The organism is Pseudomonas sp. NFX1 (assembly GCF_051123555.1).
In the GTDB taxonomy this organism is placed as follows: domain Bacteria; phylum Pseudomonadota; class Gammaproteobacteria; order Pseudomonadales; family Pseudomonadaceae; genus Aquipseudomonas; species Aquipseudomonas capeferrum.
The window spans coordinates 463714-480222 of record NZ_CP169366.1 but is presented as its reverse complement, the minus strand read 5'-3'; the positions used below and the strand labels follow the sequence as shown (position 1 = coordinate 480222).

General features: G+C 64.2%; 18 protein-coding genes. 15 read left to right on the top strand and 3 right to left on the bottom strand.

The features are described from left to right. Positions 1-25 precede the first annotated feature (25 nt). The gene (locus DJ563_RS02150) at positions 26-1039 is read right to left on the bottom strand and encodes a GNAT family N-acetyltransferase (RefSeq protein ID WP_434518729.1); all 1014 of its coding nucleotides are present in this window, start codon (positions 1037-1039) and stop codon (positions 26-28) included. A gap of 63 nt (positions 1040-1102) precedes the next feature. Further along, complete coding sequence (locus DJ563_RS02145) at positions 1103-1903, bottom strand: substrate-binding periplasmic protein (protein WP_274100655.1); 801 nt, start codon at positions 1901-1903, stop codon at positions 1103-1105. Positions 1904-2074: 171 nt separating this feature from the next. Here DJ563_RS02145 and DJ563_RS02140 point away from each other — a divergent pair, with 171 nt between their 5' ends. Both DJ563_RS02140 and DJ563_RS02135 read left to right on the top strand, forming a co-directional pair. Beyond that, entirely contained in the window at positions 2075-2626 is a 552-nt protein-coding gene (locus DJ563_RS02140; protein ID WP_033699335.1) for an exonuclease domain-containing protein, read from the top strand. A gap of 75 nt (positions 2627-2701) precedes the next feature. Continuing rightward, complete coding sequence (locus tag DJ563_RS02135; RefSeq protein WP_033699336.1) at positions 2702-2986, top strand: pyrimidine/purine nucleoside phosphorylase; 285 nt, start codon at positions 2702-2704, stop codon at positions 2984-2986. A 115-nt stretch (positions 2987-3101) separates the two neighbouring features. Here DJ563_RS02135 and DJ563_RS02130 read toward each other — a convergent pair whose 3' ends face one another. Continuing rightward, entirely contained in the window at positions 3102-3794 is a 693-nt protein-coding gene (locus DJ563_RS02130) for an alpha/beta family hydrolase (RefSeq protein ID WP_274100668.1), read from the bottom strand. A 49-nt stretch (positions 3795-3843) separates the two neighbouring features. On the opposite strand from DJ563_RS02130, the gene ccoN (DJ563_RS02125) reads away from it, so the two are divergent. From ccoN (DJ563_RS02125) to DJ563_RS02065, 13 genes are all read left to right on the top strand, one after another. Next, a complete protein-coding gene (gene ccoN, locus DJ563_RS02125; protein WP_027592920.1) occupies positions 3844-5268 on the top strand; it encodes a cytochrome-c oxidase, cbb3-type subunit I in 1425 nt (474 codons plus the stop codon). Positions 5269-5281: 13 nt separating this feature from the next. Further along, positions 5282-5890: a cytochrome-c oxidase, cbb3-type subunit II gene (ccoO, locus tag DJ563_RS02120; RefSeq protein ID WP_274100666.1), complete on the top strand. Its 609-nt coding sequence runs from the start codon at positions 5282-5284 to the stop codon at positions 5888-5890. Positions 5891-5895: 5 nt separating this feature from the next. Then, the gene (locus DJ563_RS02115; protein WP_033699341.1) at positions 5896-6090 is read left to right on the top strand and encodes a cbb3-type cytochrome oxidase subunit 3; all 195 of its coding nucleotides are present in this window, start codon (positions 5896-5898) and stop codon (positions 6088-6090) included. Further along, on the top strand, positions 6087-7028 hold the full coding sequence (ccoP, locus tag DJ563_RS02110) for a cytochrome-c oxidase, cbb3-type subunit III (RefSeq protein WP_434518728.1): 942 nt from the start codon (positions 6087-6089) through the stop codon (positions 7026-7028). Before DJ563_RS02115 ends, ccoP (DJ563_RS02110) begins: the two co-directional genes overlap by 4 nt. A 614-nt stretch (positions 7029-7642) precedes the next feature. After that, complete coding sequence (gene ccoN, locus DJ563_RS02105) at positions 7643-9085, top strand: cytochrome-c oxidase, cbb3-type subunit I (protein ID WP_047581310.1); 1443 nt, start codon at positions 7643-7645, stop codon at positions 9083-9085. Further along, a complete protein-coding gene (ccoO, locus tag DJ563_RS02100) occupies positions 9085-9693 on the top strand; it encodes a cytochrome-c oxidase, cbb3-type subunit II (protein ID WP_003254286.1) in 609 nt (202 codons plus the stop codon). Before ccoN (DJ563_RS02105) ends, ccoO (DJ563_RS02100) begins: the two co-directional genes overlap by 1 nt. Positions 9694-9698: 5 nt before the next feature. Beyond that, complete coding sequence (locus DJ563_RS02095; RefSeq protein WP_033699345.1) at positions 9699-9896, top strand: CcoQ/FixQ family Cbb3-type cytochrome c oxidase assembly chaperone; 198 nt, start codon at positions 9699-9701, stop codon at positions 9894-9896. Further along, positions 9893-10870, top strand: coding sequence for a cytochrome-c oxidase, cbb3-type subunit III (gene ccoP / locus DJ563_RS02090; protein ID WP_186656485.1), 978 nt, complete (start codon positions 9893-9895; stop codon positions 10868-10870). The genes DJ563_RS02095 and ccoP (DJ563_RS02090) overlap by 4 nt, the downstream gene beginning before the upstream one ends. 251 nt (positions 10871-11121) lie before the next feature. Beyond that, positions 11122-12537 carry a cytochrome c oxidase accessory protein CcoG gene (ccoG, locus tag DJ563_RS02085; protein ID WP_033699348.1) on the top strand — a complete coding sequence of 472 codons (1416 nt, stop codon included), beginning with the start codon at positions 11122-11124 and terminating at the stop codon, positions 12535-12537. Between the two features lie 15 nt (positions 12538-12552). Then, complete coding sequence (locus tag DJ563_RS02080; protein WP_186656477.1) at positions 12553-13080, top strand: FixH family protein; 528 nt, start codon at positions 12553-12555, stop codon at positions 13078-13080. 60 nt (positions 13081-13140) lie between these two features. Further along, positions 13141-15585, top strand: coding sequence for a heavy metal translocating P-type ATPase (locus DJ563_RS02075; protein WP_434518727.1), 2445 nt, complete (start codon positions 13141-13143; stop codon positions 15583-15585). A gap of 14 nt (positions 15586-15599) precedes the next feature. After that, positions 15600-15815, top strand: coding sequence for a cbb3-type cytochrome oxidase assembly protein CcoS (gene ccoS / locus DJ563_RS02070; protein ID WP_033699353.1), 216 nt, complete (start codon positions 15600-15602; stop codon positions 15813-15815). Further along, complete coding sequence (locus DJ563_RS02065; RefSeq protein ID WP_095063701.1) at positions 15808-16491, top strand: sulfite exporter TauE/SafE family protein; 684 nt, start codon at positions 15808-15810, stop codon at positions 16489-16491. Before ccoS ends, DJ563_RS02065 begins: the two co-directional genes overlap by 8 nt. The last annotated feature ends 18 nt before the right edge of the window (positions 16492-16509 follow it).

Genomic DNA, 16509 nt, shown 5'->3' with positions numbered 1-16509 from the left:
GGGGGCGCATTGCCCCCCAGCTCTCTCAGACCAGCGTGCACCGATCGAAAAACCGCTCCCGCCCCAGAATCATCAGCGCCGCGCGCTTGTGCGGGAAATCGAACTCTTTATCGCAATGGAAGCACTGGTCGTGCATGTAGCCGATCATCTTGCCGTTGTCCGCACGCGGCTCGGCCACCACCCGCTGGGTGCGCGGGTCATCGAGAAACAGGTAGTGCACCAGCGCCGATAACCAGCTGGCCACCTTGTGCGGCCCACGGTGCGCTTCCTCCCCCACCAGCATGTGGATGCCGCGGTCGTAATCATCGGCCGCATAGAACGGCGCAATGCGATCTTCCTTGGCCCAGTACGCTTCGAAGTAGGCGAACGACTCGTCGTCGAAACAGCCGATCAAGGTGAGGGTATGCGGGTCGGCTTGCAGCTTTGCCAGGTATTCATGGTGCTGCTGCAAGGTGCCGCCCTCCTGCCAGAACTTGTCGACCCGCGGATTGTTCTGCCAGCGATTGAAGCGTTCCAGGTCCTGATCGATCTCCAGGGTACGCAGCGATACCCAGCTGCCCAGGCGTGCATCGAAACGTCGGTACACTTCGCCACGCGGCTTGGGCGCCCGGCGCGGGTGGCGCTTGCCGTTGCTGATCTGCATCTGCTGGGGGTACACCCCGGCGATCGACTCGCCAAGCCAGGGTTGGGGCAACTGCCAGAACAACGTACGTTCACACAGGTACACGCCGGCCTGCTCGCTGGGCAACAACAGGCCGCTGACGAGGGCTTCGGGCAGCACCTCGGGCAAGTGCCAGGCCAGGCGCTGGCAGGCGACATCGCGTGCCAGCAGCCAATAGCAGGCAGCCCACAACGCCTGGTAAGGGCGCTCTGGGCAAAGGCTTTCAAGGTGCACCTCAAGGGCCGCGCCCTGGGCCAGGCGCAGCTGGATCAACGGGCGACCGGCAAGGGTCAGGCTCAGCCAGCTCTCGCCCTCATCGGCGCTGAGGGTGCGCCAGCGTGGCGCTGACAGTGGCTGCGAAGCGGCATCGAACGGCATGGTCTTGGCTCACGAAAATGAAGAGAAGGCACACTGTTGAAAACGTTGTCGCTGCGCAGGAATTTAGTCGCGCGGTGCCTGTACCGTGATCCGGTAGGGCTGAAAGATACGCGTCAGCTCACCGTTCTCGCGCAGGGCACGCATCAAGGCCGCGAACGATTGCTCGCCGATGGGCGCGCCGGGGCGCAGCAAGGCGTAGTGGTGATAGACCTGGTCAATACGCTGCGAGGCAACCAGTTGCGCCTGGCTGCCCGGGTTACGGTCGAGAAAGTCGCTGAGGTAAGAGCGGGTGACCAGGGCGATGTCGGCGCGGCCGGCCTGCACCATCAGCAGGTTGCTGTCGTGGGAATAGGTCAGCGTCGCATTGAAGGCTTTGCGCAGGTAGTCCGGGTCGGCGTTGAAGCGGGCGAACGCATAGTGGTAACCGTTGAACAGCGCCAGGCGCTTGCCGCGCAGCTCATCGAAGTAATGCGGGTCGCGGCCGTTGGCCTTGGCGGCGACGAACACTTCGGCATCTTCCAGGCCCATGTCCACTGTCTGGTGGGCGATCTGCTGCCAGCCCCACTGTGGGTTCTCGAAGACCGCCATGTCGGTGCGGCCCTGCTGCAAATCACCAAAGCGCCGCTGAATGGAGGTGGGCACCAAGACAAAGTGGTAGCCCTGCTGGGAGCGGTTAAGGGCGTCGATCAATTGTGGCAACAGACCCGTATCGGCCCCCTGTTCGGGGCGAACGGTGTAAGGCGGGAAATGCGCGGCACCGATCTTCACTTCGATCGCGTCGCCAGCCCAGCCTGGTACCGCCAACCAGAAGCCGGCCAGCAACAGCAGAGTGGACAAGGCCTTTGGGCCGGGCGCTGAAGTCAAGACGGACACTCATCACGGTTCGTACCTGGTTGCGCTTAAGCTAGGCGTTTTCCGGGCAGGGCACAACAGCTGGTCGCTGGTCTTTACGCCAAAGCAGGCGGCAAATTGCCAGGGGGTGCCGTAAGGCCCGACATTGGCTACGCTCTAGCAGGATCTGCAAGGGAGCCTGGTATGGGCCATTGGTTGGTGATCGACCTGGAAGCCACCACCGACGATGGTGGATGGCCGGTCACAGAGATGGAAATCATAGAAATCGGCGCAAGTTTGGTGACCCGCGAAGGCCGTGAAGTCGACCACTTCCAGCGCTTCGTGCGGCCCAGGCGACGGCCGCAGCTGACGCCGTTCTGCCGCGAACTGACGCACATCAGCCAGGCCAGCGTCGACAGCGCGGCGGCCTTCCCCGAGGTGTGGGCACGGTTCGAGCGCTGGCTGGGGCACCACCGCGGGCAGTTGCAGGCGTGGGTCAGCTGGGGTGACTACGACCGCCAGCAACTGCTTCAGGAATGGCAACAGCACGGGCTCGACAGCCTGCTGCGCAGCGTGCCGCACATCAACCTCAAGCAGCGCTTCGCCAAGGCCCGCCACCTGCAGCGGCCGACGGGCCTCAATGGCGCCTTGCAACTGGCTGGCATGCACTTCTGCGGGCAGCAGCACCGGGCCCTGGAAGATGCGCGCAACACGGCGCGGCTGCTGCCCTTGAGCCTGCCGGCCAAGGGCACCTGAAAGCAGATGACGACGGGGATGGCCTTGGGCATACTGGCCAGCGCTTTTTCATCCCCCTCTTTTCAGGAGTCGCCCATGTTCCAGGTCAACGAGTACTTCAACGGCACCGTCAAGTCGATCGCATTCGCGGGCGAAGAAGGCCCGGCCACCGTGGGTGTGATGGCACCAGGCGAATACGAGTTCGGCACTGCCAAGCGCGAAATCATGCATGTGGTTTCCGGCGCCCTGACCGTCAAGCTGCCGGGTAGCGACAACTGGGAAACCTTCAACGCGGGCGACAAATTCAATGTTGCCGCTGACAGCAAGTTCCAGCTGAAGGTAGCGGTGGACACTGCTTACCTGTGCGAGTATCGCGACTAAGCGATAGCCTGCATCGACCTCTTCGCGGGGCAAGCCCGCGCCCACAAGTACCCCACTGTATTCAGGCTCAGTCAGGTATCTGTGAGAGCGGGCTTGCCCCGCGAAGAGGCCAGCACTATTTCAACAAGAATTCCGCCACCTGCTGGGCCGCCGCCTGCATATGCTGGGCATGGCTGAACCCCGAAGCCTTCAACGGCTTCAGGTCATGATCCCCCGCCACCTGCCAGCTCACCTCGATCGCCGGTGACAGCGCATACCCCGCCACCGCCTCACGATTACCCAGCGCATCGCGCTCGCCCTGCACGATCAAGGTCGGCGTCTTCAGCTCTGCCAGGTGCTCGACCCTGGGCTTCTCCGGCTTGCCCACTGCATAGAACGGATACCCCAGGCAAACCAGTGCATCCACCTCAAGCTCGTCCGCCACCAGGCTGGCCATGCGCCCGCCCATGGACTTGCCGCCAATGGCCAATGTGCCCGCGACCAAAGGTCGCACCTGCCGGTATACCTCGCGCCAGCACTCCAGCAGAACCCTCTGCGGATTGGGCGGCCGCTTGCCACCATTCACACGGCGTTCGGCCATGTACGGGAACTCGAAGCGAATCACCCCTACCCCAAGCGCCGCAAGCCTTTGCGCCATCTCGTTCATGAACCCGCTGTCCATCGGCGCACCGGCGCCGTGGGCCAGGATCAGGCAGCCTTTGTAGCCCTCATCCCCTTGAATTTGCGGAGGATCGCAGCGCAAGCCTGGGACATTTCCGACCTTCGCCCATTGATCCCCGTCAATACCGGCACTTTGCCCATTAATCATGCTTGCCTCGCTCTATAGCCTGCCAATAACCGTGGATGGGAACCCATACATGAACACAACCAGCAGTACCGCCTACAACTACAAGGTGGTCCGCCAATTCGCCATCATGACGGTGGTGTGGGGAATCGTCGGGATGGGGCTCGGCGTTTTCATCGCCGCCCAGCTCGCCTGGCCGTCCCTCAACTTCGACCTCCCCTGGACCAGCTTCGGCCGCCTGCGCCCCCTGCATACCAATGCGGTGATCTTCGCCTTCGGCGGCTGTGCACTGTTCGCCACTTCGTATTATTCGGTGCAACGCACCTGCCAGACCACCCTGTTCTCACCAAAACTGGCCGCGTTCACCTTCTGGGGCTGGCAACTGGTGATCCTGCTCGCGGCCATCAGCCTGCCGCTGGGCTACACCAGCTCCAAGGAATACGCCGAGCTGGAATGGCCGATCGACATCCTGATCACCATCGTCTGGGTCTGTTACGCCATCGTGTTCTTCGGCACGCTGATGAAGCGCAACACCAAGCATATCTACGTCGGCAACTGGTTCTTCGGGGCATTCATCCTGACCGTGGCGATGCTGCACATCATCAACAACCTCGAGCTGCCGGTCAGCCTGACCAAGTCGTACTCGGTCTATGCCGGCGCCACCGATGCCATGGTCCAGTGGTGGTACGGCCACAACGCGGTGGGCTTCTTCCTGACCGCAGGCTTCCTGGGGATGATGTACTACTACGTACCCAAGCAAGCCGAGCGCCCGGTGTATTCCTATCGCCTGTCGATCGTGCACTTCTGGGCACTGATCACCCTGTACATCTGGGCCGGCCCGCACCACCTGCACTACACCGCGCTGCCCGATTGGGCGCAGTCGCTGGGCATGGTGATGTCGCTGATCCTCCTGGCACCGAGCTGGGGCGGCATGATCAACGGCATGATGACCCTCTCCGGCGCCTGGCATAAGTTGCGCAGCGACCCGATCCTGCGCTTCCTGGTGGTGTCGCTGGCGTTCTACGGCATGTCCACCTTCGAAGGCCCGATGATGGCCATCAAGACGGTCAACGCCCTGTCGCACTACACCGACTGGACCATCGGCCACGTCCACGCAGGCGCCCTCGGCTGGGTGGCGATGATCTCGATCGGCGCGCTGTACCACACCATCCCGAAAGTGTTCGGCAAAGAGCAGATGCACAGCATCGGCCTGATCAACGCGCACTTCTGGCTGGCGACCATCGGCACCGTGCTGTACATCGCCTCGATGTGGGTCAACGGCATCGCCCAGGGCCTGATGTGGCGCGCGGTCAACAGCGACGGCACGCTCACCTACTCGTTCGTCGAAACCCTGGTGGCCAGCCACCCTGGCTTCATCGTGCGCTTCGTCGGCGGTGCGATCTTCCTCAGTGGCATGTTCCTGATGGCCTGGAACACCTGGCGCACGGTACGCGCGCCGGCCACTGACGCCGCCCCTGCGAACGCCCAGCTGGCCTGAGGAGACACGCCTGATGAAACACGAAGTCATCGAGAAAAACATCGGCCTGATGGCGCTGCTGATGGTGTTTGCCGTCAGCATCGGCGGGCTGACCCAGATCGTCCCGCTGTTCTTCCAGGACGTCACCAACAAGCCGGTCGAAGGCATGAAACCCTACACCGCGCTGCAACTGGAAGGCCGCGATATCTACATCCGCGAAGGCTGCGTGGGCTGCCACTCGCAGATGATCCGCCCGTTCCGTGCCGAGACCGAACGCTATGGCCACTACTCGGTAGCCGGGGAAAGCGTGTGGGACCACCCGTTCCTGTGGGGCTCCAAGCGCACCGGCCCGGACCTGGCCCGCGTGGGCGGGCGCTACTCCGACGACTGGCACCGCGCGCACTTGTACAACCCGCGCAACGTGGTGCCTGAGTCGAAGATGCCATCCTACCCGTGGCTGGTCGCCGAACAGGTCGACAACAGCCACACCGAGACCAAGCTGCGCACCCTGCGCACCCTCGGCGTGCCGTACACCGACGAGGACATCGCCGGTGCCCGTGACGCGGTCAAGGGCAAGACCGAGATGGACGCGCTGGTCGCCTACCTGCAGGTGCTCGGCACCGCGATCAAGAACAAGAGGTAACTGCGATGGACATGGACATCGGCATGATCCGCGGCCTGGGTACCCTGGTGGTGATGATCGCCTTCATCGGCCTCTCGCTCTGGGTATTCAACCGCCGCCGCGACCGTGATTTCGCCGAAGCGCGCCTGCTGCCCTTCGTCGACGACCACCTGCCCCCTGCCGGGCAGGCACCTGCTGCCAAGAGGAGTTCCGGGCAATGACCACGTTCTGGAGTACGTACATCAGCGTACTGACCATCGGCAGCTTGATCGGCCTCACCTGGCTGTTGCTGTCGACCCGCAAGGGCCAGGCCAACGACACCACCGACCAGACCATGGGGCACAGCTTCGATGGCATCGAGGAATACGACAACCCGCTGCCCAAGTGGTGGTTCTGGCTGTTCGTCGGCACCCTGGTGTTCTCGGTGGGCTACCTGATCCTCTATCCGGGCCTGGGCAACTGGAAAGGCATCCTGCCGGGCTATGACAACGGCTGGACCGGGGTCAATGAGTGGCAGAAGGAAATGGACAAGGCCGACGCCAGGTTCGGCCCGATCTTCGCCAAGTACGCGGCCATGCCAGTGGAAGAAGTGGCCAAGGACCCGCAGGCACTGAAGATGGGCAGCCGCCTGTTTGCCTCCAACTGCTCGGTGTGCCACGGCTCGGACGCCAAGGGCGCCTATGGCTTCCCCAACCTGACCGACCAGGACTGGCGCTGGGGTGGCGAGCCGGAGACCATCAAGGCCTCGATCATGAACGGCCGGCACGGCGTGATGCCAGCCTGGGCCGAGGTGATTGGCGAGCAGGGCGTGGCCGATGTGGCCGCGTTCGTGCTGACCAACCTCGATGGCCGCAGCCTGCCGGAAGGGGTCAAGGCTGACGCGGCCAAGGGCAAGGAGATCTTCGCCGGCAACTGCGTGGCCTGCCACGGGCCTGAGGCCAAGGGTACACCCGCCATGGGCGCGCCTGACCTGACCCATCCGCAGGCGTTCATCTACGGGTCGAGCTTTGCCCAGTTGCAGCAGACCATCCGTTATGGTCGCCAGGGTCAGATGCCAGCGCAGGCAGAGATCCAGGGCAATGACAAGGTGCACCTGCTGGCGGCTTACGTGTATAGCCTGTCGCAGGATAGCGCTGCTGAAACCGTGACTGCCAAGTGAGTTCACCGAGAGAGGTTCGGCGTCTGTGAGATCGAGCGCCGCCCGCGCGGCGCATCGCGAGCTACGCTCGCTCCTACATTTGTTTCGGGCCAGTTATTCCTGAGGTATTGGCGCGCGGCCTCTTGGTGCCCACCTCGCTATCGCGTCGTACAAACAAGGCGGTCGCGTGCACGGGTGCAGGCGTTACTGGCCCGAAACAAACGCAGGAGCGAGCGTAGCTCGCGATGCGCCGCGCGGGCGGCGCTCGATATCCGCCCCACCCCAACACTCAAGCCTTACCCCTGCCCCGCCCCCTCCCTTGCACCCCCTCCTAACCGAACTAAGCTTGTTGCCTCAGTGGGCTTCGCTGCCAATCCAGCGAAGCAGACGCGGCGCACAGCCTAGCGCCGTCCGACAAAAAAGCCTGACCGATCGATCAGAAAAACATGAAAAACGGTACACATTACAAATATTTATTTGTGTACAATCGTTCGAACCCTGACACTGCTGGACACAGGTGAACGGGCTTGGACACGGGTCGGCGTACCAAACTTGCGTTGCGATAACCCCGGTGGTTATCGATACTGGCGCCGATTTTTCGACCAACAAGAACATTAAAACCGTGGAACCTTAGAATGAGCACAGCAATCAGTCCGACTGCTTATAACTATAAGGTCGTCCGCCAGTTCGCCATCATGACGGTGGTCTGGGGGATCCTTGGCATGGGCCTCGGCGTCTTCATCGCCTCGCAACTGGTATGGCCGCAACTGAACCTGGACCTGCCCTGGACCAGCTTCGGCCGACTGCGCCCGCTGCACACCAACCTGGTGATCTTCGCCTTCGGCGGCTGTGCGCTGTTCGGCACCAGCTACTACGTGGTGCAGCGCACCTGCCAGACCCGGCTGATCTCCGACAGCATGGCGGCCTTCACCTTCTGGGGCTGGCAAGCGGTAATCGTCGGCGCACTGATCACCTTGCCGATGGGCTACACCACCACCAAGGAATACGCCGAGCTGGAATGGCCGCTGGCGATCCTGCTGGCCATCGTCTGGGTCACCTACGGGCTGGTGTTCTTCGGCACCATCGTCAAGCGCAAGACCAAGCACATCTACGTCGGCAACTGGTTCTACGGTGCATTCATCGTGGTCACCGCGATGCTGCACATCGTCAACCACATCTCGCTGCCGGTCAGCCTGTTCAAGTCGTACTCGGCCTATGCCGGTGCCACCGACGCGATGATCCAGTGGTGGTACGGCCACAACGCGGTAGGCTTCTTCCTGACCACGGGCTTTTTGGGGATGATGTACTACTTCGTGCCCAAGCAGGCCGAGCGGCCTATCTACTCGTACCGCCTGTCGATCGTGCACTTCTGGGCGCTGATCACCCTGTACATCTGGGCCGGCCCACACCACCTGCACTACACCGCACTGCCCGACTGGGCGCAGTCGCTGGGCATGGTGATGTCGATCATCCTCCTGGCGCCAAGCTGGGGCGGCATGATCAACGGCATGATGACCTTGTCCGGTGCCTGGCATAAATTGCGTACCGACCCGATCCTGCGCTTCCTCGTCGTCTCGCTGGCGTTCTACGGCATGTCCACCTTCGAAGGCCCGATGATGGCCATCAAGACCGTGAACTCGCTGTCGCACTACACCGACTGGACCATCGGCCACGTCCACGCCGGCGCCCTCGGCTGGGTGGCGATGATCTCGATCGGCGCGGTCTACCACATGATCCCGCGCCTATATGGCCGCGCGCAGATGCACAGCGTCGGCTTGATCAACGCGCACTTCTGGCTGGCGACCATCGGCACCGTGCTGTACATCGCCTCGATGTGGGTCAACGGCATCACCCAGGGCCTGATGTGGCGCGCCATCAACGATGACGGCACGCTCACCTACTCCTTCGTCGAAGCCTTGCAGGCCAGCCACCCGGGCTACATCGTCCGTGCGCTGGGCGGTGCGTTCTTCGCCTCGGGCATGTTGCTGATGGCCTATAACGTGTTCCGCACCGTACGCGCGGCCAACCCGGTAGAAGCGGATGAAGCCGCCAAGATCGTCGTCGTGGGAGCGCACTGATGAAGCATGAAGCCGTCGAGAAGAACATAGGCCTGCTGGCCTTCTTCATGGTCATCGCCGTCAGCGTCGGTGGCCTGACCCAGATCGTCCCGCTGTTTTTCCAGGACGTCACCAACAAACCCGTTGAAGGCATGAAGCCGCGCACCGCGCTGGAGCTTGAAGGCCGCGACATCTACATCCGTGAAGGCTGCGTGGGCTGCCACTCGCAGATGATCCGCCCGTTCCGCGCTGAAACCGAGCGCTATGGCCACTACTCGGTGGCCGGTGAAAGCGTGTGGGACCACCCGTTCTTGTGGGGCTCCAAGCGTACCGGCCCGGACCTGGCCCGCGTCGGTGGCCGCTACTCCGATGACTGGCACCGTGCGCACCTGTACAACCCGCGCAACGTGGTGCCCGAGTCGAAGATGCCGTCCTACCCGTGGCTGGTCGAGAACAAGCTCGACGGCAAGGACACCGCGAAGAAGATGGAGGTCCTGCGGACCCTCGGCACCCCGTACACCGACGCCGACATCGCCGGCGCGCGTGACGCGGTCAAGGGCAAGACCGAAATGGACGCCATCGTCGCGTACCTGCAGGGTCTTGGCACCATCATCAAAAGCAAACGGTGACGCTGATGGATATCGGGATGATTCGCGGCCTGGGCACCGTCGTGGTGATGGTGGCCTTCGTGGGCCTGGCGCTGTGGGTGTTCAACCCGCGGCGCAAGCAGGAGTTCGACGAGGCGACCCGGCTGCCCTTCGCGGATGACCCCGAAGCCACCCGGCACGTCGAGCAAGCGCAAGCAAAAGCTTCTGGGAGCAAAAAACAATGACAACCTTCTGGAGTCTGTACGTCACCGTCCTGACCCTGGGCACCATCTTCTCGCTGACCTGGCTGCTGCTGTCGACCCGCAAGGGCCAGCGCGAAGAGGTCACCGACGAGACCGTCGGGCATGCCTTCGATGGCATCGAGGAATATGACAACCCACTGCCCAAATGGTGGTTCTGGCTATTCGTCGGCACCATCATCTTCGCCCTCGGCTACCTGGTGCTGTACCCGGGCCTGGGTAACTGGAAAGGCATCCTGCCGGGCTATTCGTACCTGGATACCGACAAGCAGACCGAGTTTGCCAACGGCCAGCCGGGCTGGACCGGCGTGCACGAGTGGGAGAAGGAAATGGCCAAGGCCGATGCCCGCTTCGGGCCGATCTTCGCCAAGTTCGCCGCCATGCCCATCGAGGACGTGGCCAAGGACCCGCAGGCACTGAAAATGGGCGCACGGCTGTTTGCCTCCAACTGCTCGGTGTGCCACGGCTCCGACGCCAAGGGCGCCTACGGCTTCCCCAACCTGACCGACAACGACTGGCGCTGGGGCGGTGAGCCGGAAACCATCAAGACCACCATCATGGGCGGGCGCCACGGCGTGATGCCGGCCTGGTCCGAGGTGATCGGCGAGCAGGGTGTGGCTGATGTGGCGGCCTTTGTGGTCAGCAAGCTCGATGGCCGTACGCTGCCCGAAGGCGTGAAGGCCGATGCCGAGAACGGGCAGAAGATCTTCGCCGCCAACTGCGTGGCCTGCCATGGGCCTGAAGGCAAGGGCACCCCAGCCATGGGCGCACCGAACCTGACCCACCCGCAGGCGTTCATCTACGGGTCGAGCTTTGCTCAACTGCAACAGACCATCCGTTATGGTCGCCAGGGGCAGATGCCGGCGCAGGAACAGTTGCAAGGTAATGACAAGGTGCATTTGCTGGCCGCTTATGTTTACAGCCTGTCGCATCAGCAGGAGCCCGCTAAGGCCGAGTAAGCAGGTTCGGCCTCTTCGCGGGGCAAGTCGGATCGCGAAGAGGCCCGCCAATTCAGCACAAGATGACTTGGATCAATTGACACCCGCCATAACACGATTCACACCACGAACCCAACGCGACTAAAGGTCGCAGTGCGACCCCAGACTGCCATCACCGGCGTATCATGGGGCGCAGCGCGCTAGCAGATTGCGCGAGACTGCGGCCGGCATGCACTGGCCGCGGCATTTCTCCACTGCCGTGGGACTTGATGATGAGCAAGCAAATTCCGGTACATGACGTCACCCCGCCTGCCAGCAAAGGGAAGGATTCCGTCGACCTCTACGCCGCCCGCGAGAAAATCTACACCCGCGCCTTCACCGGCGTCTTCCGCCGCCTGCGCATGGTCGGCGGTGCGCTGCTGTTCCTGCTGTATTTCGGCACCGTGTGGCTGAACTGGGGCGGCCACCAGGCCGTCTGGTGGAACCTGCCCGAGCGCAAGTTCTACATCTTCGGCGCCACCATCTGGCCTCAAGACTTCATCCTGCTGTCAGGCATCCTGATCGTCGCCGCCTTCGGCCTGTTCTTCGTCACCGTGTATGCCGGCCGCGTATGGTGCGGCTACACCTGCCCGCAAAGCGTATGGACGTGGATCTTCATGTGGTGCGAAAAGGTCACCGAAGGGGACCGCAACCAGCGCATGAAGCTCGACAGGGCGCCCATGAGCGGCAACAAGTTCTTGCGCAAGTTCGCCAAGCACAGCCTGTGGTTGCTGATCGGCTTCGTCACCGGCATGACCTTCGTCGGCTACTTCTCGCCCATCCGCGAACTGGCCATCGAATTCTTTACCGGCCAAGCCGATGGCTGGGCCTACTTCTGGGTCGGGTTCTTCACCCTCGCCACCTATGGCAACGCCGGCTGGCTGCGCGAGCAGGTGTGCGTGTACATGTGCCCCTATGCGCGCTTCCAGAGCGTGATGTTCGACAAGGACACGCTGATCGTGTCGTACGACCCGCGCCGTGGCGAAACCCGTGGCCCGCGTAAAAAAGACATCGACTACAAGGCCCAGGGCCTGGGCGACTGCATCGACTGCACCATGTGCGTGCAGGTCTGCCCCACCGGCATCGACATCCGCGACGGCCTGCAGATCGAGTGCATCGGCTGCGCCGCGTGCATCGACGCCTGCGACACCATCATGGACAAGATGAACTACCCCAGAGGCTTGATCAGCTACACCACCGAGCACAACCTGTCCGGGCAGAAAACCCACATGCTGCGCCCCCGCCTGATCGGCTACGCGCTGGTGCTGCTGGTGATGATCGGCGCCCTGGCCACCGCCTTCGCTACCCGCTCGCTGGTCGGTTTCGACGTCAGCAAGGACCGGGTGCTGTACCGCGAGAACGCCCAGGGGCGGATCGAGAACGTCTACAGCCTCAAGGTCATGAACAAGGACCAGCGCGACCACGTCTACGTGCTGGACGCCGCCGGCCTGCCGGACCTCAAGCTCGAAGGCCAGCGCGAAATCCGCGTGGCGGCCGGCGATATCGTCAGCCTGCCGGTGCAACTGTCGGTGGCGCCCGAGAAACTGCCATCGACCACCAACGAAATCATCTTCACCCTCAAGAGCGCCGATGACAGCGACGCCCAGGTTGAAGCCAAGAGCCGCTTCATCGGCCCACAGATCCGCTGAGAGAGACTATCGACAATGCCTGCCGCCACCGCCGCCAGCCCTTGGTACAAACACCTCTGGCCCTGGATCATCATCGGCATCCTCACCACCTCCGTGTGCCTGAGCCTGACCATGGTCAGCATTGCCGTGCGCAACCCCGACAACCTGGTGAATGACAACTACTACGAGGCCGGCAAGGGCATCAACCGCTCGCTGGACCGCGAGCTGCTGGCCCAGACCCTCAAGCTCAAGGCCAGCGTGCACCTGGACGACCTGACCGGCGAAGTGGACCTGCGCCTGAGCGGCGACAGCGACCCGCAGACACTGGAACTGAACCTGATATCGCCCACCCAGCCGGACAAGGACCGCAAGGTGCTGCTGAGCCGTGCCGAGGCGGGGCGTTATGTCGGCCAGCTGGACGACAAGGTCGACGGGCGGCGCTTCGTCGAGTTGCTGGGCAGCCAGGAAGGGCAGGTATGGCGGCTGTTCGAGGAAGAGAAAGTGGAGCATGGGGTGACCTTGCAACTGGGTGATGAAGCGCTGCTGGGTGCGGAACACAAATAATCGCGACACTTAACCCGCCCCCACAGGCCCCGTCCCCGCTACTCAATGCGTGCTTGCCTTATGACCCAACCCACCCCCTGCTACCACTGCGCCCTGCCCGTCCCCGGCGGCAACCGCTTCACCGCTGTGGTGCTCGGCGAACCCCGACAGTTCTGCTGCCCGGGCTGCCAGGCGGTGGCCGAGTCGATCGTCGCCGGGGGCCTGGAGCACTACTACCAGCACCGCAGCGATACCAGCGCCAACCCCGAGGCCCTGCCCAGGCAACTGCAGGATGAGCTGGCGCTCTACGACCGCAGCGACGTGCAGCAAACCTTCGTCCGCCATACAGGCGACCTGGCCGAAGCCACCCTGCTGGTCGAGGGCATCAGTTGCGCCGCCTGCGGCTGGCTGATCGAAAAACACCTGCGCAACCTGCCCGGGGTCGCCGAAGCACGCTTGAACCTGTCCAACCACCGCCTGCTGCTCAGCTGGGACGACAACCAGTTGGCGCTCTCGCGCCTGCTCGCCGAGCTGCGCCAGATCGGCTACGCCGCCCACCCCTACCAACCCGACCAGGCCGCCGAACAACTGGCCCGCGAGAACCGCAGCGCTCTCAGGCGCCTGGGCGTCGCCGGTTTGCTGTGGTTCCAGGCGATGATGGCGACCATGGCCACCTGGCCTGAATTCAACATCGACCTCTCGCCCGAGCTGCACACCATCCTGCGCTGGGTCGCGTTGTTCCTCACCATCCCGATCGTGTTCTACAGCTGCGCGCCCTTCTTCAAGGGCGCGGCGCGCGACCTGCGCACCCGCCACCTGACCATGGACGTCTCGGTCTCGCTGGCCATCGCCCTGGCGTTCGGCGCCGGGATCTGGACCGCGATCAGCGGCAGCGGCGAGCTGTATTTCGATACCGTGGGCATGTTTGCCCTGTTCCTGCTGACCGGCCGCTACCTCGAACGGCGCGCCCGTGAACGCACTGCGGCGGCCACCGCACAACTGGTCAACCTGCTGCCGGCCTCGTGCCTGCGCCTGGACACCCTCGGCCGCGCCGAGCGCATCCTGCTCAGCGAACTGCAGCGCGGCGACACGGTGCAAGTGCTGCCCGGCGCGGTGATACCCGCCGATGGGCGCATCGTCGAAGGCCGCTCCAGTGTCGACGAGTCGCTGCTGACCGGCGAATACCTGCCGCAACCGCGCCGGGTCGGCGAGCGGGTCACCGGCGGCACGCTGAACGTCGAGAGCACCTTGAACATTGAGGTCGAAGCCCTCGGCCACGACTCGCGGCTGTCGGCCATCGTCCGCTTGCTGGAACGCGCGCAGACCGAAAAACCGCGCCTGGCCGAGATCGCCGACCGCGCCTCGCAGTGGTTTTTGCTGTTCACCCTGATCGCCGCCGTGGTCATCGGCCTGTGGTGGTGGCACCTGGACCCGGGCCGGGCCTTCTGGATCGTGCTGGCCATGCTGGTAGCAACTTGCCCGTGTGCCCTGTCCCTGGCCACCCCGACGGCCCTCACCGCCGCCACCGGCACCCTGCACAAACTCGGCCTGCTGGTGACCCGCGGCCATGTGCTCGAAGGCCTCAACCAGATCGACACAGTCATCTTCGACAAGACCGGCACGCTCACCGAAGGCCGCTTGACCCTGCGCAGCATCCGCCCACTGGGCAGCTTGGCCGCCGACCGTTGCCTGGCCCTGGCCGCCGCCCTGGAAAACCGCTCCGAACACCCCATCGCCCGCGCGTTCGGCCGCACAGCCGCGCCTGCCGACGATGTGCAGACTGTACCCGGCCTGGGCCTTGAGGGGCTGGTCGACGGCCAGCGCCTGCGCATCGGCCAGGCCACCTTCGTCTGCGCCCTGAGTGGCACCGAGATACCTGGCGTGCCCGAGCCGCGTGGGCAGTGGCTGCTGCTGGGCGATCGCCAGGGGCCGCTGGCCTGGTTCGGCCTGGACGACCGCCTGCGCGACGACGCCCCCGCCCTGCTCGCCGCCTGCAAGGCGCGTGGCTGGCGGACGCTGCTGCTGTCCGGCGACAGTTCACCCATGGTCGCCGAGGTGGCTGCACAGCTGGGCATCGACCAAGCCATCGGCGGCTTGCGCCCGGACGACAAACTGGACCGGCTCAAAGCGCTGCAGGCGGCAGGGCGCAAGGTGCTGATGCTGGGCGACGGGGTCAACGACGTGCCGGTGCTGGCTGCTGCCGACATCAGCATTGCCATGGGCAGCGCCACCGACCTGGCCAAGACCAGCGCCGATGCGGTGCTGTTGTCCAACCGCCTGCAGGCGCTGGTACAGGCCTTCGACCTGGCCCGCCGCACCCGCCGCAACATCCTCGAGAACCTGCTGTGGGCAACCCTGTATAATGGCCTCATGTTGCCGTTTGCCGCGCTCGGCTGGATCACCCCGGTGTGGGCGGCCATCGGCATGTCGGTCAGTTCGCTGATCGTGGTCCTCAACGCCCTGCGCCTGACCCGGCTGCCAGCTGCGCCGGCCACCAGCAGCCACCGGCAACCCGCCACCGCCTGAGCAGGAGCCGCCCCATGCCAGCCCTTTATGTCATGATCCCGGCCGCCCTGTTGCTGGTCGGAGTTGCCGTTTACATCTTCTTCTGGGCTGTGGACAGCGGCCAGTACGACGACCTCGACGGCCCTGCCCACAGCATCCTGTTCGACGATCAGGACCCGCGCCACCAGGCTGCGGTGAAGACGGACGACACCCCCGCCGAAGACGACAAGGAACCCCCACCCCGTGCCTGACCTGCTTCCCCTGCTCGGCTCGGCGCTGATCCTTGGCCTGCTCGGCGGCGGCCATTGCCTGGGCATGTGCGGTGGCCTGATGGGCGCGCTGACCCTGGCCATCCCGCCCGAGCAACGCGGCCGGCGTTTGCGCCTGCTGCTGGCGTATAACGTCGGGCGTATCCTCAGCTATGCCTGCGCCGGCCTGTTGCTGGGCCTGGCAGGCTGGGCCGTGGCCAGCAGCCCGGCAGCCCTGGCGCTGCGGGTGCTGGCAGCGCTGCTGTTGATTGCCATGGGGCTGTACCTGGCGGGCTGGTGGAGCGGGCTGACGCGGATCGAAGCCTTGGGCAGAGGGCTGTGGCGGCATATTCAGCCAGTAGCCTCGCGCTTGCTGCCGGTGTCCAGCCTGCCCCGCGCCTTGTTGCTGGGCGCCTTGTGGGGCTGGCTGCCGTGCGGGCTGGTGTACAGCACGTTGCTGTGGGCTGCGAGCCAGGGCAATGCGGGGTACAGCGCGGCGTTGATGCTTGCGTTTGGCCTCGGCACCTGGCCGGTGCTGCTGGCGACGGGCTTGGCGGCGGAGCGCGTCAGCAGCCTGCTGCGGCGGCGCAGTGTGCGCATGGCGGGCGGGCTGCTGGTCATCCTGTTTGGCCTGTGGACGCTGCCCGGGCCGCATCAGCATTGGCTGATGGGGCACTGATAGGCCTGCTGTGCTGCC